Annotated in this window: 19 protein-coding genes and 1 pseudogene; 9 read left to right on the top strand and 11 right to left on the bottom strand. The window is 35.1% G+C overall.

The features are described 5' to 3' along the window. Positions 1–16 precede the first annotated feature (16 nt). A complete protein-coding gene (locus tag Cop2CBH44_RS03205; protein WP_021930234.1) occupies positions 17–928 on the top strand; it encodes a polyprenyl-phosphate transporter in 912 nt (303 codons plus the stop codon). A gap of 134 nt (positions 929–1,062) precedes the next feature. Here the strand turns inward: Cop2CBH44_RS03205 and bioD are convergent, their stop codons facing one another. The 5 genes and pseudogenes from bioD to bioA form a co-directional block, all read right to left on the bottom strand. Further along, positions 1,063–1,704: a dethiobiotin synthase gene (bioD, locus tag Cop2CBH44_RS03200; RefSeq protein ID WP_021930233.1), complete on the bottom strand. Its 642-nt coding sequence runs from the start codon at positions 1,702–1,704 to the stop codon at positions 1,063–1,065. A gap of 2 nt (positions 1,705–1,706) precedes the next feature. Beyond that, complete coding sequence (bioC, locus tag Cop2CBH44_RS03195; protein WP_021930232.1) at positions 1,707–2,459, bottom strand: malonyl-ACP O-methyltransferase BioC; 753 nt, start codon at positions 2,457–2,459, stop codon at positions 1,707–1,709. After that, a complete protein-coding gene (locus Cop2CBH44_RS03190; RefSeq protein ID WP_021930231.1) occupies positions 2,440–3,096 on the bottom strand; it encodes a DUF452 family protein in 657 nt (218 codons plus the stop codon). The genes bioC and Cop2CBH44_RS03190 overlap by 20 nt, the downstream gene beginning before the upstream one ends. Continuing rightward, positions 3,093–4,262, bottom strand: coding sequence for an 8-amino-7-oxononanoate synthase (locus Cop2CBH44_RS03185; RefSeq protein WP_200755535.1), 1,170 nt, complete (start codon positions 4,260–4,262; stop codon positions 3,093–3,095). The genes Cop2CBH44_RS03190 and Cop2CBH44_RS03185 overlap by 4 nt, the downstream gene beginning before the upstream one ends. A 1-nt stretch (position 4,263) precedes the next feature. After that, positions 4,264–6,505 (bottom strand): annotated as a pseudogene (gene bioA, locus Cop2CBH44_RS16500) (adenosylmethionine--8-amino-7-oxononanoate transaminase). A 551-nt stretch (positions 6,506–7,056) separates the two neighbouring features. Here bioA and Cop2CBH44_RS03170 point away from each other — a divergent pair. The 5 genes from Cop2CBH44_RS03170 to Cop2CBH44_RS03150 all read left to right on the top strand — a co-directional run bounded on the left by Cop2CBH44_RS03170 (position 7,057) and on the right by Cop2CBH44_RS03150 (position 11,193). Beyond that, positions 7,057–7,998: a hypothetical protein gene (locus tag Cop2CBH44_RS03170; RefSeq protein ID WP_021930227.1), complete on the top strand. Its 942-nt coding sequence runs from the start codon at positions 7,057–7,059 to the stop codon at positions 7,996–7,998. A 30-nt stretch (positions 7,999–8,028) separates the two neighbouring features. Beyond that, positions 8,029–9,039: a UDP-N-acetylmuramate dehydrogenase gene (gene murB, locus Cop2CBH44_RS03165; RefSeq protein WP_021930226.1), complete on the top strand. Its 1,011-nt coding sequence runs from the start codon at positions 8,029–8,031 to the stop codon at positions 9,037–9,039. 23 nt (positions 9,040–9,062) lie between these two features. Next, on the top strand, positions 9,063–9,818 hold the full coding sequence (locus Cop2CBH44_RS03160) for an MBL fold metallo-hydrolase (RefSeq protein ID WP_021930225.1): 756 nt from the start codon (positions 9,063–9,065) through the stop codon (positions 9,816–9,818). 66 nt (positions 9,819–9,884) lie between these two features. Continuing rightward, entirely contained in the window at positions 9,885–10,646 is a 762-nt protein-coding gene (locus tag Cop2CBH44_RS03155; RefSeq protein WP_021930224.1) for a CDGSH iron-sulfur domain-containing protein, read from the top strand. Between the two features lie 142 nt (positions 10,647–10,788). Then, positions 10,789–11,193: a DUF2721 domain-containing protein gene (locus Cop2CBH44_RS03150; protein ID WP_055095954.1), complete on the top strand. Its 405-nt coding sequence runs from the start codon at positions 10,789–10,791 to the stop codon at positions 11,191–11,193. Between the two features lie 10 nt (positions 11,194–11,203). Here Cop2CBH44_RS03150 and Cop2CBH44_RS03145 read toward each other — a convergent pair whose 3' ends face one another. The 3 genes from Cop2CBH44_RS03145 to Cop2CBH44_RS03135 are packed head-to-tail and all read right to left on the bottom strand — an operon-like array spanning position 11,204 to position 14,157. After that, on the bottom strand, positions 11,204–11,896 hold the full coding sequence (locus Cop2CBH44_RS03145) for an LrgB family protein (RefSeq protein ID WP_021930222.1): 693 nt from the start codon (positions 11,894–11,896) through the stop codon (positions 11,204–11,206). Between the two features lie 19 nt (positions 11,897–11,915). Then, positions 11,916–12,254, bottom strand: a complete 339-nt coding sequence (locus Cop2CBH44_RS03140; RefSeq protein ID WP_021930221.1) for a CidA/LrgA family protein — start codon at positions 12,252–12,254, stop codon at positions 11,916–11,918. After that, positions 12,247–14,157, bottom strand: coding sequence for a RecQ family ATP-dependent DNA helicase (locus tag Cop2CBH44_RS03135; protein ID WP_021930220.1), 1,911 nt, complete (start codon positions 14,155–14,157; stop codon positions 12,247–12,249). Before Cop2CBH44_RS03135 ends, Cop2CBH44_RS03140 begins: the two co-directional genes overlap by 8 nt. A 182-nt stretch (positions 14,158–14,339) precedes the next feature. On the opposite strand from Cop2CBH44_RS03135, the gene Cop2CBH44_RS03130 reads away from it, so the two are divergent. From Cop2CBH44_RS03130 to Cop2CBH44_RS03120, 3 genes are all read left to right on the top strand, one after another. Further along, on the top strand, positions 14,340–15,428 hold the full coding sequence (locus tag Cop2CBH44_RS03130; RefSeq protein ID WP_055095956.1) for an MBL fold metallo-hydrolase: 1,089 nt from the start codon (positions 14,340–14,342) through the stop codon (positions 15,426–15,428). 231 nt (positions 15,429–15,659) lie between these two features. Continuing rightward, positions 15,660–17,153, top strand: coding sequence for a 4Fe-4S binding protein (locus Cop2CBH44_RS03125; protein ID WP_055095958.1), 1,494 nt, complete (start codon positions 15,660–15,662; stop codon positions 17,151–17,153). 19 nt (positions 17,154–17,172) lie between these two features. Then, positions 17,173–18,558, top strand: coding sequence for an aldo/keto reductase (locus tag Cop2CBH44_RS03120; protein WP_021930217.1), 1,386 nt, complete (start codon positions 17,173–17,175; stop codon positions 18,556–18,558). A gap of 208 nt (positions 18,559–18,766) precedes the next feature. On the opposite strand, the gene Cop2CBH44_RS03115 is transcribed toward Cop2CBH44_RS03120, so the two are convergent. The 3 genes from Cop2CBH44_RS03115 to Cop2CBH44_RS03105 are packed head-to-tail and all read right to left on the bottom strand — an operon-like array spanning position 18,767 to position 23,684. Further along, the gene (locus Cop2CBH44_RS03115; RefSeq protein WP_021930216.1) at positions 18,767–20,113 is read right to left on the bottom strand and encodes a citrate/2-methylcitrate synthase; all 1,347 of its coding nucleotides are present in this window, start codon (positions 20,111–20,113) and stop codon (positions 18,767–18,769) included. Between the two features lie 45 nt (positions 20,114–20,158). Further along, complete coding sequence (gene icd / locus Cop2CBH44_RS03110) at positions 20,159–21,418, bottom strand: NADP-dependent isocitrate dehydrogenase (RefSeq protein ID WP_021930215.1); 1,260 nt, start codon at positions 21,416–21,418, stop codon at positions 20,159–20,161. Between the two features lies 1 nt (position 21,419). Beyond that, positions 21,420–23,684: an aconitate hydratase gene (locus Cop2CBH44_RS03105; RefSeq protein WP_021930214.1), complete on the bottom strand. Its 2,265-nt coding sequence runs from the start codon at positions 23,682–23,684 to the stop codon at positions 21,420–21,422. Between the last annotated feature and the right edge of the window lie 129 nt (positions 23,685–23,813).

The raw sequence follows: 23,813 nt of genomic DNA, 5'->3' as shown, positions 1-23,813 counted from the left end.
ATAGGATAAAATAAAAATGAGAAAATCAAAAGATTATTTGTTATTAGTTCTAAAAGGCATGGGAATGGGAGCTGCAGATGTTGTCCCTGGTGTTTCTGGTGGAACAATAGCTTTTATTGTTGGCATTTATGAAGAGCTTATTGATTCGATAAAAAGTATAAATCTAAAAACAATAAAACTTTTTTTTACTCTAAGATGGGTCGCTTTTTTTAAAGCTATCAATGGATCATTCTTATTTTCTGTTCTTGCGGGTATACTCATCAGTGTATTTTCGTTGGCGAAACTTATTACATGGTTACTTGAAACACATCCGATTCTTGTCTGGTCTTTCTTTTTTGGATTAGTTTTGGCTTCTACATATTTCGTCTCAAAACAAATTGAAATATGGGATTGGAAAAGATGGTTATCTTTTGTCATTGGAGTAGGGACAGCTTATTATATTACGATAGCTACTCCGGCACAAACACCCGATTCCTTACTGTTTATTTTTATGTGTGGAGCCATTGCTATTTGTGCTATGATTCTACCAGGGATATCAGGCAGTTTCATACTGTTACTCATGGGAAAATATGAGTTTATTATGAACGCAGTCAAGTCATTAGACATAGTTATTATCGTTATATTTGCTGTAGGTGCAGCAATCGGGCTTATCCTATTTTCTAACGTACTGTCTTATTTATTAAAAAATTTTCATGATATTACTATTTCTGTCCTATCAGGCTTTATGTTAGGTTCCTTAAACAAAGTTTGGCCATGGAAAGAAACTATTCAAACTTTTACCGATAGTCATGGCAACATAAAACCTCTTATAGAACAAAATGTACTGCCCAATGAATATCTTTGGCAAGCCATATTACTCATGATTATGGGATTTCTTATGGTATACATCATTGAAAAAATTTCTGGTAAAAAAGAGAAACACGAATAAAATAAAAGTTTCTCATCCTCTCTCATAAAAATATAACATGATTCTATTATTCTGGACAAACAAAAATTAGGACTAAAATCTTTCTCCTTATTACGATGCACAGAATAATAGAATTTTTGTAAAAATCAAATTCATTATAAATCTACTTTTGGCATATTGACCAAAGAGGCAGAAGGAAAATACTTATTCATATATAATTTTATTATCTGTAGTGTATCATCTTCTATAATTTTATCAGTTGACGGATACATGTTATATATTACTTTATACAATTTTATACCTCTTTGCAACAATGCTTCAAAACACAATAAAGTATGACTGATGCTTCCCAGCCGTCCTGATGTTACCAATATAACCGGGTAAGCTCGTTGTGCAATGTAGTCAATAGTCAATAAATCTGTTGTCAAAGGTACCATAGGCCCTCCGGCACCTTCTAACAAAACTATGTCATATTGGTTTGCAAGCTTTTCTGTTGCTTTCGATATTATTTCCAAATCAAGATTTTGGTTATCGATCCGAGAAGCCAAATGAGGAGATGCTGGGTATGAAAAAATTACTGGGGCAGTAAGACCTTTTTTATCTACTTCAGTAAAATCTATACCCATTATTTTACGATGCAATTCTATATCTTCAGAATAACCACTATTACCAGTTTGTACAAGTTTTTGTGTTATAACAGAGCGACCACAATCAAATAGCTGCTTAGCCAACCATCCAGTAGCAATTGACTTTCCTATATTCGTATCAATTCCGGTTACAAAATAAGTCCCATTCATATTCATCTTTTTTTTCGTGCTATAATATATATCGGATGATATGTCAGTGTTAGACCATTTTCCGACATATGTTTTTTTTTATAATTTTCACAAAACGATACAACCTGACTTGGAGATAAAGGATTTTCATTCAGTCCATTAACTCCTGTTTTTTTTAAATGTTTCAATACTTCTATTGGAGTTTCAAAAAAAAGAGGTACAAATTCTTGAGAAATAGTTATCATTTCAAATATTTCAGAAATAATAGAAATCCATCTTTCAAGGGAATAATAAGACAATCCTCTATTTGTAAGTGTTTTTATTTCCTTTAAATTGTCCAAACCAAATGTAGATATAGCTATTATCCCGTTTTCAGATAAATTTTTTTCTATTTTTCTTAAAAAAGATTCTATGTCTTCAAACCACTGTATAGTAGAACTACTTATAATCAGGTCGTATTTACCATCAAAATTCAATTGCTCTGCGTCTCCCGGAACAAATATTATACTATCTTCCCACGAAGAGTTGAAAAATACATCACAAAGATCATTAACAACAAATTTTATAGGATGGAACAATCGATAAAGTTCTCGGGTCAATAAACCTGTTCCACAACCAATTTCAAGCACATATGGGAAACAGGTACCTTGGGTGCGAATAAGGGTATTTAATAAATGCTTTATTATCGTTCGTTGAGCATAAGCTTCCCTGTCATATGAGATAAATGATTGAGTAAATGCATTTTTTATCTTTTCTTTATTTATACTCTTCTTCATCTCTTAATATAAAATTGAAATTAATGTAATGAGATGCCGGAATGACATTACAACAGGCTTGGCCATTCCAAGCATTCTTTTGGTTAGCAGTTGTAAATATCAGATCTTTATCACCGATAAAAATTTCATCCCAATTAAATATCGGAGTAGGAGAGGACAGTGCTGTTTTTCCTATCATCATCAATTCTCTTTTAACACTATCTAAGGTTCTTTGGGGCTTATGTTCCATAAAGAGAGCCAATAAATCCTTTCCATTACACATACGACGGTAAAATTTCAATAAAGATTTTTCCGTCAAAGAATGCAACGTTGCATCATAGATTTCCGGAATCAATCCTTTATTGTAATCAATCGGATAAAGAGTACCATTTATCGCTATTTTTTTTTCAAATTTTAATCTCTTATGTTGTAATAAAAAAGATGCAACCCAAACGCCCATTGACCAACTAACTAACTTTATATGATTATACTCAACAAATAAGCTTTCATTAAAATTCATTTCTGCATAATCATAACAGATACATACATCACCGTTGAACTCTCCCAATTCAGGAAAGACGTGATAATCCATTCCCCAACCGGCAAAGAACAATAATAAACGGCTCTCGTTATTATGTTTAAGAAAATAATACTTCATTCCGATTTGTCTTCTTTCATGATTATAGATAATAACTCTTTTGTATCTTGCAAAGAGCAATCCGCAGTAAGTGAAATACGTAATCGTGCCGTCCCCAAAGGTACAGTTGGCGGACGTATCGGTAATACATAAAATCCTGCTTTTTGTATCTCTTTAGCCAGATGGCTTGCTCGCTCAGAGGCTCCAACTATATAAGGAACTATATGGCTACAACTTTGGTGTTGCTCTCCGTTTAAACGATTCAAAGGGGTGTATAATATTTGGCTAATTTTATGTAAATGCATTCTTTTATCAGACATTAGAATCGCTTTATTCAATATAAATAGTGTCCATTCCAAATTCACAGGCGGTAAAGCTGTTGTAAAAATGAGAGTACGCATTGTATTTATAAGAAAATCCCGACATCTACGAGTACAAATTACATAAGCTCCCATCGATGCAAAAGCTTTTCCAAAAGTTCCTACTAAAAAATCTATCTTGGAGATAATGCCCCGTTCTTCACAGCATCCCAATCCCTGTTTCCCTCGTACTCCAACAGCATGAGCCTCATCAACGTAAAGCATAACATTCTGATAATTATTTTTTATTTCCACCAAGCGATTGAGTTCCGCTTCATCACCATCCATACTGAAAATACTTTCAGTAACTATAATGACTATATCAAAATGAGATGTTTTAGTATCCAATATTTGTTCTAACTGTGCATAATCGTTATGTCTATATCGAATACACTGCGCATCAGATAGGCGAATTCCATCGATTAAACTGGCATGAACCAATTTATCTGCCAATATAAGAGACTTACGTGTCGTGACAGCTGGCAATATTCCTATATTTGCATGATAACCACTATTGAAAACCAGTGCAGATTCTGATTCGTACAATTCTGCCAAACGGCTTTCCAATCGATTATAAACATCGTAATTGCCCGTCAACAAACGAGAAGATGAAGAACCTGCAATAAAATGTTCAGCTGTCAGTCCTTCTAAAAATTCGTTTCTTAACTCAATATTGGATGCTAACCCTAAATAATCATTCGAAGATAAATTCAGTAACCACCGGTCTTCATAATAAATCTTATTTTTTTTATGTACAAGAGTAGAAAGTGTACGATAATTTCCATTATGAATGATAGTAGATAATTGATTCTGAAAGATATTTTTCATTCTATTTTTGTTGTTTAATGACGTGTAATAACGCAGATATAAGAATATCAAGCTGTTCCTCCTTGATAATGAAAGGAGGCATTACATATACCAATTTCCCGAATGGCCGTACCCAAACGCCGGAATCGACAAATTGTTTCTGGATAGTTGCCATATCCACAGTATTTTTCATCTCTATCACACCGATAGCCCCTAAAACTCTAACATCAGCAACTTGAGGATACTCCCTTGCTGGAGCTAATGATTGCATTAGCCGTTGTTCTATCCAGTGTACTTTATTTTTCCAATTTTCTTCGAGTAGGAGAGACACAGATTCTTTAGCTACTGCACAAGCCAGAGGATTGCCCATAAAAGTAGGCCCATGCATGAATACTCCAGGCATTCCCGTTGATAGAGTCGTTGCTATATCATCCGTTGCTAATGTAGCAGCCATAGTCATATATCCTCCAGTCAGAGCCTTTCCTATGCACATAATATCTGGATAGATATTGGCATGTTCGCAAGCAAACAATTTGCCTGTTCGTCCAAATCCTGTTGCTATCTCGTCAAGAATCAGTAATACATCATGTTTCTTACATAAACGGCGCGCTTCTGTAAGGAAACGAGGATGATAAAAATTCATACCGCCGGCACCTTGTACTACTGGTTCCAAAATGAGTGCAGCTATTTTATCGGAATTTTGAACCAGACATTTTTCCAACGGTTCCATACAAGAATCCTCCCACTCATCATAATAACGACACGAGGGGGAAGGTATAAAATAACGCTTAGGTAGGGTATTTCCAAATATAGAATGCATACCCGTTACCGGATCACAAACAGACATAGCATTCCATGTATCGCCATGGTAGCCCGAACGAATTGTAACGAAGTTACATTTTTCAGAAAGCCCTTTCGCATACCAATATTGTACCGCCATTTTGAGTGCAACCTCTACTGAAACAGACCCTGAATCACAATAAAAAATCTTCTTTAAGTTTTCAGGCACAATTCTCAATAGCAAACGTCCCAACTCCACTGCTGGACGATGAGTAATTCCTCCAAACATAACATGAGACATCTTTTTAAGTTGTTCATTTACAGCGTGATTAAGCCTGGGGTGATTATAACCGTGAATAGCAGCCCACCAAGAAGACATACCGTCAATTAGCTTTCTCCCATCTTTTAAATTCAAATATACATTGTTTGCACTTTCTACTTCATATACAGGTAAAGGATTAACAGTGGAAGTATAAGGATGCCATAAATGCTCTTGATCAAATAAGTATAAATCGTCTATATCCAGTTTATAATTCATATCCAGCTTTCTTAATAAGTTTATAATCTTCGTCGATTTTAGAACTTACAGTAGTCAACATGTCTCCGACAATAGCAGCGTTAATGCCTATTTTCAGGGCTCTCAACTGTATACTTTCAGAAATTTGGGCACGTCCTCCGGCAAAGCGCAAATAAGATTTGGGATGGATAAACCTGAATATAGCTATTGTTGTCAATATTTCATCATCCGAAAGGCCACAAATATTTTCAAGTGGAGTGCCTGATATAGGTTGCAGTATATTGATAGGAATAGAACATACATTTAATTCTTTTAGTTTAAAAGCCAGTTCTATGCGCTGTTCCATCGATTCCCCCATTCCTATAATTCCACCCGAACAAATCTCCAATCCAACTTCTTGAGCATCTTTTATCGTTTTTATTTTTTCCTCCTGAGTATGTGTTGAACATAATTTTCCAAAATAAGATGGAGCTGTCTCAAGATTACAATGGTATCGACTGACACCGGATGCCTTCAATGCTGACAAGTTTTCTTTCGACAATAATCCCAAAGATGCACATAGAAACATGTCGGTTTTCTTTGATAATAAATTATATATTTTACAAATTTCAGACATTGAATTTCCTGTAACTCGTCGTCCGCTGGTAACCAAAGAAAAACGTTTTACTCCTTTTTTCTGATTCCATAAAGCATGTTCAAGTGACACCTCCGGAGATACCAAATCATAAACTTTTATATTTGTTTGGTAATGTACCGATTGTGCACACCATTTACAATCTTCGGGACAACGGCCAGAACGAGCATTGATAATAGAACAAGTATCGAATTTCTCCGTATGAAAAAAATGAGTTATTTCTTCTGCGGCTTCATACAGTAATTCTTTATTTTCTATCCTGACTAATTTTAATGCTTCGGAAAACTCAATTTGTCCTCCTGCCAAAATTCTCTTTTTAATTTGTGACACCATATTGGTATAGTTTTTATAAATAAAAATCCGGAATAGGTATATAATTATACCTATTCCGGATTTGGTAATTAAGTGCAAATTAAATTTTACGTAGTTGTCCCTTTTTGCCGAAATATTTTCCAACAAAATAAGTAAATATTCTTTTTCCCAGAAGCCTATATCCGACTCTTCTAAATCGACTTCTGACCCAATCAAAAAAGTAGAATATTCTTTATTTGTATAGTATAGTGAAAAATGTCTTTGCTTACGGAGAGATGCTTCTATAACACTTTTAGATAATGTTCCTATATTCACACAGCGACCTAAACTGTAAAATGCAGCATAACGATTCCGGCTCCAACGCCGAAATCGAATATGATCGGATGTAATAGAAAACTTCTGTATCATTTTTCTAAAAATAGTAATACAAAGATAGCGAAATAACTGAAAGTTTTTGATTTTTCTCTATTTCAAAAAACACGATTTAATAAATCTTTATGCAAGATTTACATCATTCTTAGTATATTTGGAGATTGAATATCATATAACAAAAAGCTATATACAGTAAGAATATGATAAAAACTAAAAAGTATCACACAGTATATTTATTTACATTTATTTTCTTATTCTTTACATGCTATCTTGATGCAGCATCTATGGTTCGGCGCAAAAAAAAAGACAATCCAGATGATTTGGCAAGCAAAGAATTTCTTTTTATGGAAAAGAACTTTACGTCTCAAAGCTGCACTCAATGGAAGCAAGGAGATAAATTTGTCTATTTAAGTGATGATTTAAGCGTTTTACTACATCCGGAAACGCCATTGGATAATCCGAATCAATCCTTTAAAAATAAAATATTTACATTTGAAGGAATGACAGAAGAATCTATTTTGGGATACAAATCATACGTTAATCTCATTTTTGACTGTGAAGGAATTAAATATAGATTTGAGACTGGTAAGAGTAAAGATGATATGAATAAAACTTCATATAAACCTTTATTACCAGACCTCATACAATTATCTGTATTAGAAAAGGCTAGAGAACTGTTATCTGGAAAAAAATTATACATACGTACCTCAATCTGGTATAATGATGAAGGTTATGAGATAGAAGGCCGTAAATATATTCCTGTGACTATAATAGATGTATTACCTGGAAATAATATTTTGCCTATACAATTCCGATTTGTAGATGATATTGGTAAAGAAGGCCGTGTGTTTGGCACTTTGTTTCCTGATGCAAATATCGGACAGTTTATCTCTTTTGATCGATTATTTACTTTTGATAATCCTCGGGACAAATATAAGACTATCAACAATGAAAATTGGTCAAGAATAACTTCTGGTAAAGTATCTAAAGGTATGACAAAAGAAGAGTGCCGATTATCGTTGGGTCGTCCCAATGAGGTAAAAAGGATTCCTACATATGAGGGATTGAAAGAACAATGGTTCTATAATACCGGAGCTTACCTATTTTTTGAAGATGGACTGCTGACAAGTTTCAGACAATAAGTAAATACAAACCAATATTATAAATGCACAATGATTATCAAAGAAAATTACTCATTACAAGCTTATCATACATTCCATTTGCCAATTAAATCTCGTTGGTATATTGAATATAAATCTATTGAAGAATTAAAAAAGATCCTGAAAGAGGATTTATTAAAAAAACATTCGTTTCTGCATATTGGAGGAGGGAGCAATTTGCTTTTTATACAAGATTATAATGGAGTTATTTTACATTCTGGTATACAATACATTGATATTTTAGAAGAAAAAGATGATAGTATTTTATTAAAAGTTGGTTCCGGAATGATTTGGGATGACTTTGTCAAATATTGTGTAAATAATAATTGGGGAGGGACAGAAAATCTGTCCATGATTCCTGGAGAAGTAGGAGCTAGTGCTGTACAAAATATAGGAGCTTACGGTGCCGAAGTAAAAGATATTATTGAAAATGTCAATACCATAGAAATTGCAACAGGGCACGAGCGAACATTCAAAAACATGGATTGTAAATACAATTATAGAGAAAGTGTTTTCAAGAAAGAACTGAAGGGAAAATATATTGTTACATCAGTTGAGTATCGGGTAAGAAAGAATCCTGTTTTCAATCTCTCTTATGGAAATCTAAAAGAGGCCCTTTCCAATTATGATACTATAACCTTGCAAAATATAAGAGAAGCTGTAATGACTATTCGTGAAAGTAAACTTCCTGACCCTAATACTTTCGGTAATGCAGGAAGCTTTTTTATGAATCCTATAATTTCTTTGAAACAATATAAAAAACTCCAAGAGAAGTATCCCGATATGCCCCATTATCCTATAGATGATAAGCATGTGAAAGTACCAGCTGGATGGATGATAGACCGATGTGGTTGGAAAGGAAAAGAGCATGGTGGTGCTGCTGTATATGATAAACAAAGTCTGGTTCTTATAAATAAAAATGATGCGACTCCGAAAGACGTTATCGAACTTTCTCAACAAATACAAAAATCGATAAAAGACACTTATGATATAACTATTTACCCTGAGGTAAATTTTATTTAAAAATGATTTTGAGGTAAAAAATGATGCAAATAGAATTTTTGGGAACTGGCACATCTACCGGAGTTCCTCAAATAGGTTGTAAATGTGAAGTTTGTACTTCTCTAAACATAAAAGACAATCGGCTGCGAGCATCAGCACTATTTTCTGTCGACAATAAAAATATACTTATTGATTGTGGCCCTGATTTTCGCCAGCAAATGTTACGTTCAGGTATAGAGAATATAGATGCAGTACTTATTACCCATGCCCATTATGACCACACTGGCGGCATAGATGACTTAAGACCATATTGTGCACACTTTCCTGTTCCCATTTATTTGGAACCAGAAGTTGCCGGTGCAATAAGGACAAGACTTCCTTATTGCTTTTCAGATAAACGATATCCCGGTATACCAGACCTTCAGTTAATAGAGATAGATACTGAGCCATTTGAAATACAGGGAATTCCTATTATCCCTATTAGAGCTATGCATTTCAAACTGCCTGTTTTAGGTTTTAGAATCGGGAGAGCAGCCTATATTACAGATATGTTGACCCTTCCCGAAAGTGAGTATAATAAGCTCAAAGATTTAGATGTACTTATAATCAACGCTTTACGACATACGGAGCATATATCTCATCAAAATCTGAAGTCTGCATTACAAGTAATAGAACGTATTGCCCCCAAAAATGCATATCTAACACATATGAGCCATCAAATGGGATTACATGAAGTTGAATCAAGACAATTACCTCCCAATGTCCAGTTTGCGTATGATGGGCTTATTATTAAGGTTTGACATTGAACTAATCTTTTAGAATACTTGTTTTAGTCATAATCAGTTACTCCTTAATATTTTTAAATTATGGCTAAAGCAAAAAAAATAAAAGTAGAAACTGGGTCTAATATGGCTCCAGAATCTTACTATATTAAAGTTACGTCTGACGGGCCTTATCTTGTATATGGAAATCCGCCTATTGACCAAGAAATCATTTTGCCTAACGAAGAGGGTTCTTCTTGGGTTTATCGTAAAGGAAAACATTTCACACCAGACCCTGCCCATACAGCTTTATGTCGATGTGGCGAATCAAAACACAGCCCTTTTTGTGATGGTTCCCACGAACATGCCCATTGGAACCCCAAAGAGACTAATAACAAACGCCCTTTGTTAGAAGACGCTGAAGAATTTGAAGGTCCTACTATGATTTTGGCCGATAATGAAAAGTATTGTGCTTTCGCTCGTTTTTGTGATGCCTACGGACGTATATGGAATTTAGTTCAAGAAGCCAAAACCGAAGAAGAAAAAGAGATTGTACGTCATGAAGCCGGTCACTGTCCTGCTGGGCGTTTAGTGTTATGGGACAAAGAAAAAGAAAAAGTTTTTGAACCACCTTTCGAACCCTCTATCGGAATTATTGAGGATCCAGGAATAAAAGTAAGTGGTCCTATTTGGGTAAAAGGAGGTATCCGCATCGAAAGTGCCGATGGTACAAGTTATGAAATAAGGAACCGAGTAACTTTATGCCGATGTGGACATTCCTCTAACAAACCATTTTGTGATGGAACACACGCATCTATGGAATTTAGGGATGGAATACCTTTTGCAGATACTGATAAAGAATGGTAACTGTTACAAATTGAAAATAAGGAATATACGAAAAAATATTCCTTATTTTCAATCATTTCGCATTCAGAGAATAAAAGATAGATTTTGAAATTTCAGGAAAATAATGTAACCTTGCGCACTTGAATCGATAAATTTTCAAAACATGGAAGAACTGACATTGACGACTCCGTCTCTTTTATTTTCAGCCGTATCTCTCATTATGTTGGCATATACCAATCGCTTTTTGTCGTATGCGCAAATTGTAAGAACATTGAAGACTGAATATGACTTGCATCCATCTAAAATCACGGCTGCACAAATAGAAAACTTGCGTTCCCGACTATATTTAATACGTATGATGCAAATTTTAGGAATTGTCAGTTTATTGCTAAGTGTAGTCTGTATGTTTTTAATATATGTAGGTCTTCAAACATTTGCTGTAATTGTTTTTGCAATATCATTACTATCCCTTATTGCGTCTTTAGGAATATCTATAGGAGAAATTATTATTTCTGTCCGTGCTCTCGAACTGCATTTAAGTGCGATGGAGCATAGAAAACCCGAATAGTGTAGGGGAATTAAGCAATCCATTTTTCGACCAATGGAATCAGTAAAGATGTCATAATGCCCATCAAGCCTATTGCCAATCCACTGATAGCTCCCTCGACTGCTCCGAGTTCTATAGCTCGAGCAGTACCTAATCCATGAGCTGCCGCACCTAATGCAAGACCTTGTGCAACTTTGCTTCGCACATGAAGTTTACGGAGTATAAACGGTCCTATAATTCCTCCTAATATACCGCACAAAACTACTGTTACAGCTGTTAACGACGGTATTCCTCCTGAACGAGCAGATAAGCTCATTGCAATAGGCGTAGTGACAGATTTAGGCTCCAAAGATGCTATAACCGAATGGTCAACATTCATTAACTTACAAATCAAAATAACGCTGACAATACCGACAAAACTGCCAACTATGATAGAGCTGGTTATAGATAAGACTTTTCCTTTTAAATAGCCGATTTGTTCATATAGAACATAGCCTAAAGCCACTACAGAAGGTCCTAACATAAAATTAATAATATAGCTCCCATGAAAAAATGTATCATAATCTATGCCTGCCCATTTTAGCACTCCAATTATTACAGCTATACTTATTATGATAGGATGCAGAAGAGCAATATGGCTTTTTGTATATATAAAAACGCCCAACAAATAACTGCCCATCACCAAAAAAAGGAGAAATGGTTCCGAAATCAATAACTCATGCATAATAATACTACTATAACCTTTAGATTTTCTTTTCTAATTTATCTTGCATAATACCTACTACTGCTATAATAACAGCAGTAGTAACAACTGATACGACCAGCAAAGCTATCCAATATCTGGCAACTAATTCATAAGAAGCCATCAATCCTACACCTGCTGGGACAAAAAATAAAGCCATATTTTTGGTCAATGTATTCGATACACTCTGAACATCTGTCGGTTTCACTATTTTTGCGACCAACGACAGAAATAACAAAATCATACCACATACACTTCCTGGGACTATACCCCCGATAAAATGACTGATACATTCCCCCAAAAAGTAAAACAACATTATTAATGCAGCACCTTTAATCATAATTTTGCTTATTTATTCTATAAAGTCCATTTTCACAAATTACAAAATTTTCATCACATAGAAATCGTAAAGTCTCAATTACTTTGTCTTGAGGATAAGAGATATTTTCGACTAAAGTTCCTAATTCTGCAGCACCTTCAGCAAGATACGTCCGAATATCCTTTTCTATATAAGAAAATTTTTCTGTTGACAATTTACCTCCTAATTTATTCTTACAAACATCGCAATTACCGCAATCATCAATTCTCTCTCCAAAATAAGAAAGCAATGTTTTTACACGACAATTATCATCTTCTACAGTATATTTAAGTATACTGTTTACTCGATGTTCAAACCTATCTTTTCTTTCCTCATATATTTTCCGAGTAAGCATAAGATATTGGCTTTCGACCCGACGTGAGGTATATATGATATAAGGTGTTTTTTTTCTTGGAATGTAATGTATAACATGTGATTTAGAAAGGAATATCAGCCCTTCATATACATCCTGCTTTGTCAGTCCACTTCTATGGGCTAATAAATCTTCCTGAATAAATACATAATCAGCAAATAATCCAGTATATGATCTTAGTAATGTTTGTAATAGTCGTTCGTTCTTTTCGCTTTGGTTAAATTTGTACAGTTCATCTTTGTTTACAGTTACCATAATACGCGAAAGTGAATCGATTTCTTCCGTAAATATAATATATTCAGCTTGTTCCAAAATTTTTAGAGCATTGAAAGTTGGTAGTAATGGATACTTGTAAGCTGCGCAAAACTGATTTAGATTAAATTCAAACATTGTATCGGTACCTTCTCCTTCCGCTATTTTCAAAAAATATCCCAACGAGTCATATACTTTTCTGATAAATTCTTTTTCAGGAAATGTATCACTTATCCTCTTTTTCAATTTACTTTTGTCTGCCTTTGACCAAATAATAACAGCGTAGGCTCGTTTTCCATCTCTTCCGGCACGTCCAGCTTCTTGGTAATATTCTTCGGGAGAATTTGGCAAGTCGAGATGTACAACTAATCGGACATCAGCTTTGTCTATACCCATTCCAAAAGCATTGGTCGAAACAATGATTCGGCATTCTCCCGATTTCCATTTTTGTTGTTTTTCATTCTTAATTTCAGTCAATAATCCTGCATGATAAAAATCAGCACTATACCCATTCCGTGAAAGTTCTTCTGCTATTTCTTTCGTTCTTTTCCGACTTCTTACATAAATAATTGCAGTTCCCGGCACACGGTCTAAAATATACATTAATTGTTGCATTTTATTTTCACCATACCGTACTACATATGATAAATTGGGCCGGTCAAAACTTTTCCTAAAAATATTTTTTTCTTTGAATTCTAATTTATCTTGTATGTCATCGGCAACCTGTGGTGTCGCAGTTGCTGTGAGTGCTAAAACTGGAATTCCAGGCAAATATTCCCGAATACCGGCAATCTGTAAATATGATGGTCTAAAGTCATATCCCCATTGGGATATACAATGAGCTTCATCTACAACCAGTAAACATACATGCATGGCTTTTAGTTTCGCTTGAAATAATTCTGTATAAAGTCTTTCCGGAGAAACATAAAGAAACTTATAATTGCCGTATATGCAATTATCCAATGCTATTAACGTCTCGTGACGAGACATTCCAGAGTGTATATAATTAGCTTTAATTCCCTTTTGACGCAAATTATCTACTTGATCTTTCATCAAAGCAATAAGAGGTGTTACAACGATGCAGATACCTTCCATTGCCATCACTGGAACTTGAAAAGTCAAAGATTTTCCTCCTCCCGTAGGCATCAAACCCAATGTATCTTTCCCCTCTAATACAGAACGAATGATATCTTCTTGCAGAGGCCTGAACTCATCATAGCCCCAGTATTGCTTCAATATTCCATATATCTTTTGCGGCATATCAATGCTTTTTGCTCTGCAAAATTAATAATAGTAACGTCAGATTATAACATATTCTTTTCATTTTTTATAATAATTCAGTCTTACATATGTGATTACGGTATAAATATCTGTAATTTGTATAAATGCAAGATAAACAAATCAGATTATATTTGCATATATTTAAAATAGATATTTGATTTATGAACATTTTTAACTTCCAAAACCATACTATGATGTGGTGTATATTGATAATATTGATTTTAGGAATAACCGTATTTGCATTTGTTAATCAACGCAGTTTCGGAAGAAATCCTCAGGGTGAACGTTTAGATAGAATCAAACATTCTCCCCATTATTACGACGGTGAATTCCATAACAAACATGAAACCCCGGTCATGACTTCCGATGAAAACCGGTTTAAAGGCTTTATGAAATTTCTTTTCGGCAAAAGAAGTAAGAAATTACGGCCAGATACTCCATTAACCGTAATAAAAACAGATTTAAAAAATATAGATGTCGACAAAAATATGATAATTTGGTTCGGTCACTCATCATATTTAATGCAAATTAGCGGTAAGCGAATTCTTGTTGATCCTGTTTTCCATATAGCATCTCCTGTTTCATTTATCAATAAACCCTTCAAAGGTACAAATATTTATCAACCGGAGGATATGCCAGAAATAGATTATTTGGTTATTACTCATGATCATTGGGATCATCTTGACTACAAAACTGTAATGGAATTGAAGGGGCGTATTGACAAAGTAATTTGCCCATTGGGAGTAGGGGAGCATTTTGAATATTGGGGATTCAAAAAAGAATGTATTATTGAACTCGATTGGGAGGAGCATGCAAATTTGGAAAAAGATTTTACTTTTTATTGCTTGCCTACTCGGCATTTTTCCGGTCGAGGATTGACGCCAAATCCTACTTTATGGGCTTCGTTTTTACTCGAAACGCCTTGCTTAAATGTATATATCGGTGGAGACGGAGGGTATGATACTCATTATACAGATATTGGCACTCGTTTCCCTAATATAGATTTTGCTATTCTTGAAAATGGACAATATAACGAGGATTGGAAATACATACATTTGATGCCCCAGTATATGGCTCAAGCAGCGAAAGACCTAAAAGCAAAAAAAATAATGACAGTTCATCATTCTAAATATGCACTGGCACGACATGCTTGGGACGAGCCATTAAAAAATGAGCAGAATATGATACAAAAAGATTCTTTAAATTTAATTATTCCTCAGATTGGAGAAATTGTAGTATTAGAAAGATAAAAAACTATGATATCAAAATTGAAACATGACATTTAAGTATAGAGTTTTTATTACCGACAAAAGTACCTTTAATACAGAACCTGTAATATGGGTATAATTCTCTGTAACTTATATACAAAACATATAAGATTTTCAATTATTTTTGTAAAGCGATATTCTTAGTGAAATAGAATTTATACGAAAAGAAAGAGCAAATTCCGGATATTAATCGAACCACAATAAATAAAAATTATGTTACGAACTATCAGACTAACAGTGGCCATTGTATGTTTTATTCTCATCACCTTACTGTTTCTTGATTTTACAGGAACATTACATACATGGTTTGGATGGTTGGCAAAAATACAGTTTCTGCCAGCTCTTTTAGCTTTAAACATTGGAGTTTTAATATTTCTTATATTATTAACTTTTTTGTTTGGTAGGATATATTGTTCAATAATTTGTCCACTTGGTATATTTCAAGACATTATTTCATGGATAGCTGGGAAAAAGACCAAAAACAGATTTCGCTATTCTCCCGCTGTAAAGTGGTTGCGGTATGGGATTTTAGGAATATTTATAGTATCCATAATTATCGGATTACACTCGGTTGTCGCTTTACTGGCACCATATAGTTCTTATGGCCGTATAGCGTCCAGTCTAATTGCCCCTTTCTGGCAATGGGGAAATAATCTTCTGGCTTACTTTGCTGAACGAATTAACAGTTACACATTTTATGAAACAGATATGTGGCTCAAAAGCATTTCAACTTTTATAATAGCCATAATTACACTGGGTACTCTTGTCATTTTAGCATGGAAAAATGGCAGAACTTACTGTAATACGATATGTCCTGTTGGGACAATATTGGGATTTATATCACAGTACTCTATATTCAAACCTGTAATCGATACATCAAAATGTAATAGCTGCGGGCTTTGTGCACGCAATTGTAAATCTTCATGTATAGATTCAAGGAATCATACTATCGACTACAGCAGATGTGTCACATGTATGGATTGTATTGGAAAATGTAAGCAAGGAGCAATAAAATATGCCAGACCTATAAAAAAAATCAATTTTACTGAAAATAATCAGGTTACAACAGAACAAATAAACGATGCCCGCCGTACCTTTTTATCCATATCAACCATGCTTGCGGCAAATACGGCACTTAGAGCTCAGGAAAAAAAAGTTGATGGAGGGCTGGCAATCATTGAAGAAAAGAAAATTCCTCAACGAGCGACCTCTATTATTCCTCCTGGGGCAAAGAATTTTCGTCATTTTGCTCAGCATTGTACTGCTTGTCAATTATGTGTATCTGTATGTCCTAATCAGGTACTACGTCCTTCCAGCAAACTACAAAATTTTATGCAGCCGGAAATGTCTTATGAAAGAGGATATTGTCGTCCGGAATGTGCCAAATGTGCTGAGGTCTGTCCAACAGATGCTATCCATCTTTCTGGATTGGCCGAAAAATCAGCAATACAAATTGGACATGCTGTATGGATTAGGGAAAATTGTGTCGTACTGACTGATAAAGTAAGCTGTGGGAACTGTGCCCGACATTGTCCAACAGGGGCAATACAAATGGTTCCTTTAGAGCAAAATTCAACAGATTCTCTCAAAATTCCAATAGTAAATACAGAACGTTGTATCGGATGTGGAGCATGCGAAAACCTCTGTCCGGCACGACCGTTTAGCGCTATTTATGTCGAAGGTCATCAAATGCATAGAACTGTATAAACACTTTTATTATGAATTTATGAAAAAGAGAAAAGAAATAAATCGGAGAGATTTCCTTAAAGTTTTAGGTACCAGTACTGCATCGGCTGCACTTCTTTATGGCTGTACTTCAAATAATAATTCTATATCAAGCAAAGCGTCGGTACAAGGAGAAATTCCTACAGACAAAATGACCTATCGGACATCTTTATCTGGAGACAAAGTTTCTTTATTAGGTTATGGATGTATGCGTTGGCCTCTCAAGGCTTCACCCGATGGAAATGGTGAAATAATAGACCAAGATGCAGTAAATGAATTAGTTGATTATGCTATTGCTCATGGTGTAAACTATTTCGATACGTCACCTGTGTATGTACAAGGTTTTTCGGAAAAAGCAACAGGAATTGCCCTGAAAAGACATCCAAGGGAAAAATTTTTCATTGCAACTAAAATGTCTAATTTTCAGAACTATACTCGGGAAAATTCTATTGCTATGTACTACCAATCTTTTAAAGAGTTGCAAGTCGATTATATTGATTATTACTTATTGCATTCAATAGGTGGGGGCAGTGGCATAGACACTTTTAAAGAACGTTATGTCAATAATGGAATCCTTGATTTCTTACAAAAGGAAAAGGAGGCCGGACGTATAAGAAATCTTGGTTGGTCATTTCATGGTTATGTTGATGTTTTTGATTATTTGTTATCTTTGGATATAAAATGGGATTTTGTCCAGATTCAAATGAATTATGTAGATTGGCGACATGCTTCTGGTAGAAATGTAAATGCAGAATATTTATATGGAGAACTGGCCAAACGAAATATCCCCGCTATCATTATGGAACCATTGTTGGGAGGTCGCTTATCTAATCTAAGCGATAATCTTGTAGCCAGATTAAAGCAAAGGCGTCCGGATAGTAGCGTAGCTTCTTGGGCTTTCCGATTTGCCGGATCATACCCAAATATTCTTACTGTATTGAGTGGTATGACTTATATGGAACATTTACAAGACAACCTGCGTACTTATTCGCCATTACAACCTCTAACAAATGAAGAAATGGATTTTTTAGAGGAAACGGCCCAGCTAATGTTACAGTATCCCACTATTCCATGTAATGATTGTAAGTATTGTATGCCATGTCCTTATGGTTTAGATATACCAGCTATTCTTGTACATTATAATCGATGTGTCAATGCAGGTAATGTTCCCAAAAGCTTACAGGATGAAAATTATTTTCAAGCTCGACGAGCATTTCTAATTGGTTATGATCGCAGTGTACCTAAGCTCAGGCAAGCAAGCCACTGTATCGGATGCGAACAATGTAATTCTCATTGCCCCCAGAATATAGATATACCTAAAGAACTTCACCGGATAGATGATTTTGTAGAAAAATTGAAACAAAAGAAAGAAATAAGTTTAGGGTAAATACATCATTTATAAAGCAAGAGGGTGTGTCAAAACTTAATTTTTGAAAATATAAACTTTCAATTTGAAATTTAAGCGCCTTAAAAGACAAAAAGGTCGTATCATTACTCAAAACGAAGGTTGATACGACCTTTTTTAGGTATTATAGTTACAATCTATAACTTTTCGGATTGGTCATTTTAGTTTTGACACACCTTTTAGTTTTATATTATCGTTTTTCCAGAGGAATAAAAGATTTATTTTCTGCCACATTTTTATATGCGGGACGAATAATACGTTTGCTGTCAAAATTCAGTTCTTCAATACGATGAGCTGTCCATCCAGTAATACGGGACATAGCAAATAGGGGAGTATAAACCTCCTTGGGAAGTCCTATCATCTCATACACAAATCCCGAATAAAAATCGACATTTGCGCATACTCGTTTTTTTACCTGATTTCCTTTGAATTTCATAAATGTCTCGATAGCTCTTTCTTCTATTAATTCAAGAAAAGCAAATTCTTTATCTAGACCTTTCTCTTTAGCTAAGTCTCGAGCCCATTTTTTCAGTAATAATGCTCGAGGATCAGAAATCGTATATACTGCATGACCAATTCCATATATTTTACCGGTTTTATTATACACTTCCTTTTTCAGCATTCGTGTCAAATAAGCGTCTATCTCATCTGTATCGGTCCAGTCACTAATAGCTTCTTGCAAATGATGAAACATATCAATAACCCTGAGATTTGCACCACCGTGTAATGGGCCTTTTAGAGATCCGATTCCTGCCGCAATGGAGGAGTAAGTGTCTGTTCCTGACGAACTGGTTACCCGAACCGTAAAGGTTGAATTATTTCCACCTCCATGATCTGCATGTAACATAAGAGCCAAATCAAGAATCTTTGCTTCCATCGGGGTAAATTGACCTTTTAACATAAATAAAAAATTTTCTGCAATAGAAAGATTCTCTTTAGGATGGCGGATATGTAAAGAACGACCTTGTTGGCTATGTCTCAATATGTTATATGCATAAGCAATAATTGTCGGGAATTTTGCTATAAGCTCTATCGACTGACGCATCAAATTGTCTCTTGATGTATCGTCTGGGTTAGGGTCGAATGTATACATTTCTAAAACACTACGAGCCAAAATATTCATAATGTTATGACCTTCTAGGTCCAGAATATTCATTGTCGTTTTTTGCTCCAACGGCATTGCTTGGTTCAGTACTCGAGTAAAGACTTCAAGCTCTTCCTTGTCTGGAAGGTATCCCGATAATAATAGAAATGCAGTTTCTTCAAAACCGAATCGATTTTCACTCTCAATCCCCTGAACCAAATCATCAATACTTATACCTCGATACACCAATTTTCCCGGAATTGCTTTTAATCCATCAGATTGACGTTCATATCCAACAACATCTCCGATTTTAGTCAATCCGACTAATACTCCTGAATGGTCTTCATTACGTAAACCACGCTTTACATTGTGCTTCACGAATAATTCATTATCTATCCGGCTAGTCTCTTTTATAGACTCCGACAGCTTATAAACCATGTATTCATCTTTCATCGATTCTTTGCCATTATCACAATTAAACATCTAATTTGTCTACATTCACAAATTTTCAATTAACCGGTCTTTAAACTCTGTTGTCGTAAGTATGGTAGAGTTACTCATAAAACGAGCCAAATCGGCGGTAGCAGTATGGGTTTCGAATGTATATTCTAATGCATTTACAATACAGTCTGCAGCTTCTTGCCATCCCAAATATTCAAGCATCATGACACCAGATAATAGAATAGAAGAAGGATTCACCTTATTTTTTCCAGCTATATTAGGAGCAGTTCCGTGTGTAGCTTCAAAAATAGCATGTCCTGTAATATAATTGATATTTGCACCCGGAGCAATGCCAATGCCTCCAACCATAGCAGCCAATTGATCAGAAATATAATCACCATTAAGATTGAGAGTGGCTATCACAGAATATTCTTCCGGTATCAACAGTGTATTTTGTAAAAAGGCATCGGCTATCACATCTTTAATAATAATCTTTCCCTTTTTCTTAGCATCCAACAAAGCTTTTTCTGCTACCGACTCACCACTTTCTCTTTTTATGCGTTCATACTGCATCATTGAAAAAATTTGGTCGCCAAATTCCCTTTCTGCCATAGTATATCCCCACAACTTAAATCCACCCTCAGTAAACTTCATGATATTGCCTTTATGAACCAACGTTACAGATGGTAGATGGTGGGCGATTGCATACTCTATCGCTGCACGGACCAGTCTTTCACTTCCTTCTATTGATACAGGTTTCACTCCCAACGATGATGTTTCTGGAAAACGAATTTTCTTTACATTCATTTCAGTTTGTAAAAAGTGGAGTAATTTTTTTACTTCCGGAGTTCCCTGTAACCATTCAATCCCGGCATATATGTCTTCTGTGTTTTCACGGAAAATATACATATTTACTTTCTGAGGTTCTTTTATCGGTGAGACAACACCCTTAAACCAACGTACAGGACGTAAACAAACAAATAAATCCAACTCTTGACGTAATGCAACATTTAGAGATCGTATGCCGCCTCCTACAGGAGTTGTCAATGGCCCTTTTATTCCCACAAGATATTCACGAAAAGTATCCATTGTTTCGTCAGGTAACCATGAACCTGTTTTATTAAAGGCTTTCTCTCCAGCAAGCACTTCCAACCATTCGATACTTCGGTACCCATCATAACACTTTTTTATAGCAGCATCAATAACAGCTTGGGCTACAGGGGTTATCTCCATACCTACACCATCACCTTCAATATAAGGTATTGTTACACAATCGGGTACAGAAAGTTTTCCGTTATTTATTTTTAACTTTGCCATATTACTTCTTTAATTGAGACAAATAATTCAAAGCACTTCCTGATTTAAACCAGTTTATTTGTAAATCATTATAAGTATGCGCAACTTCAAATAGCTCTTTAGTTCCATCTTTGTGAGAGACCTCTATAAACAAATTTTTGCCTGGAGCAAATGTATCCAGCCCTTTAATCGTCATAGTATCGGACTCGCATATTTTATCATAATCCGACTTATCAACGAATGTAAGAGCCAGCATTCCTTGTTTCTTAAGATTTGTTTCGTGTATTCTGGCAAAAGACTTGCTTATAATCGCCTTTACATTTAAAAAACGAGGTTCTAAAGCCGCATGTTCACGAGATGACCCTTCACCGTAATTTTCTTCTGCTATTACAACTGAAAATATACCCTGAGCTTTATAGGTCTTGGCTACTTCCGAGACTTTGTCGTAACTACCATTCAGGACGTTTAATACAGAGTTTGTTTTTCCATTGAATGCATTCACTGCACCCATCAACATATTTCCGGATATATTTTCCAAATGACCTCTATATTTTAACCAAGGTCCCGCCATAGAAATATGATCTGTAGTACATTTGCCCGATACCTTTATCAATAATGGCATATTGACAAAATCTGTAGGCAAAGGTACAGGGAAGGGATTTAAAACTTGTAATCTTTCCGAGTCAGGAGATATGTCTATTGTTATCCCTTTTCCGTCATTTTTCGGTGCTATATACCCGGAGTCCTTGACGTCAAAACCTTTTATCGGTAAATTGTCACCATAAGGCTCATCCAATTTTACTTCTTTACCATTTTTATTTTTCAATGTATCGGTCAGAGGATTAAAACATAAATCTCCGGCAATAGTCAAAGCTGTAACAATTTCTGGAGATGCTATAAAGGCATGTGTATTGGGATTTCCATCTGCTCTTTTAGCAAAATTTCGATTAAAAGATGTCAATATTGAATTTTTCCTCTCGGGATTTTCTGTATGTCTCTTCCATTGTCCTATACATGGGCCACAAGCGTTGGTCATAATAACACCACCAATAGATTTAAAATCTGAAATGATACCGTCCCTTTCTGCTGTATACCGGACTTGTTCGGAACCCGGGTTCACAATAAATTCGGCATTGACAGTTAGCCCTTTTGCTGCGGCCTGTCGTGCAACCGAGGCTGCTCTACTCATATCTTGATATGAAGAGTTGGTACAAGACCCAATAAGACCTACCTCCATTTTCTGAGGGTATCCTTTTTCTTTAACAATACGGGCAAATTCCGAAATGGGCTGAGCTGCATCAGGCGTAAAAGGTCCATTAATATAGGGCTCAAGTTCTGACAAATTAATTTCAATCAACCTATCAAAATATTTTTCCGGCTCAGTCAAGATTTCATCATCAGCTTTCAAATATGACTTGATAGCAGATGCAGCATTTGCAACATCCTTTCGTCCTGTCGCAATTAAGTATTCTGACATATTATTATCGTAAGGGAAAATAGAAGTTGTTGCTCCAACCTCAGCTCCCATGTTACAAATAGTCGCCTTTCCTGTTGCCGAGATAGATTCTGCTCCTTCTCCAAAATATTCTATTATGGCATTAGTTCCTCCCTTTACTGTTAAAATGCCTGCTAATTTCAAAATTACATCCTTTGGAGATACCCAACCTTTCAATCTACCACTAAGTTTTACACCGATCAATTTAGGCATTTTCAATTCCCAAGGGATAGCAGTCATAACATCAACAGCATCTGCACCTCCAACTCCAATAGCAAGCATTCCTAAACCTCCAGCATTTGGTGTGTGTGAATCGGTTCCGACCATCATTCCTCCCGGAAAAGCATAATTTTCGAGAACTACCTGATGAATGATTCCAGCTCCCGGTTTCCAAAAATCAATACCATATTTACTGGATACAGATTGGAGAAAACTATAAACCTCCCTATTTGTATTCAGAGCTGTTTTTATGTCAGTTTCTGCATTAACATCTGCTTGTATTAAATGATCACAATGTACGGAAGATGGTACAGCAACTTTATTTTTCCCTGCAATCATAAATTGCAATAAAGCCATTTGTGCTGTAGCATCCTGCATGGCAACTCTATCTGGTGCAAAATTTACATAATCTACACCTCGTACATGACTACCCAATTCTTTCTTGTCATAAAGATGCGCATAAAGAATCTTTTCAGCATATGTCATTGGGCGGCCTAAGAATGAACGTGTAAAGTCAACTCTTTCTGAAAAAGATGAATATACTTTTTTTATCAAATCTATATCAAATTGCATTTCTATAAATATTTTCTACAAAGATAAAAACAAATTGTTCAAAAATGAATATAAAATCGAACAATTTTAATATAGAAATATAAATATTTATAAATAATGCAACTGAAATGTATAATCAGGAATAAATAT

Origin of the sequence: Coprobacter secundus subsp. similis (assembly GCF_015097275.1) — a bacterium.
Classification (GTDB): domain Bacteria; phylum Bacteroidota; class Bacteroidia; order Bacteroidales; family Coprobacteraceae; genus Coprobacter; species Coprobacter secundus.
Note: the sequence above shows the minus strand (reverse complement) of the source record. Positions and strands in the feature narration are given on the sequence as shown.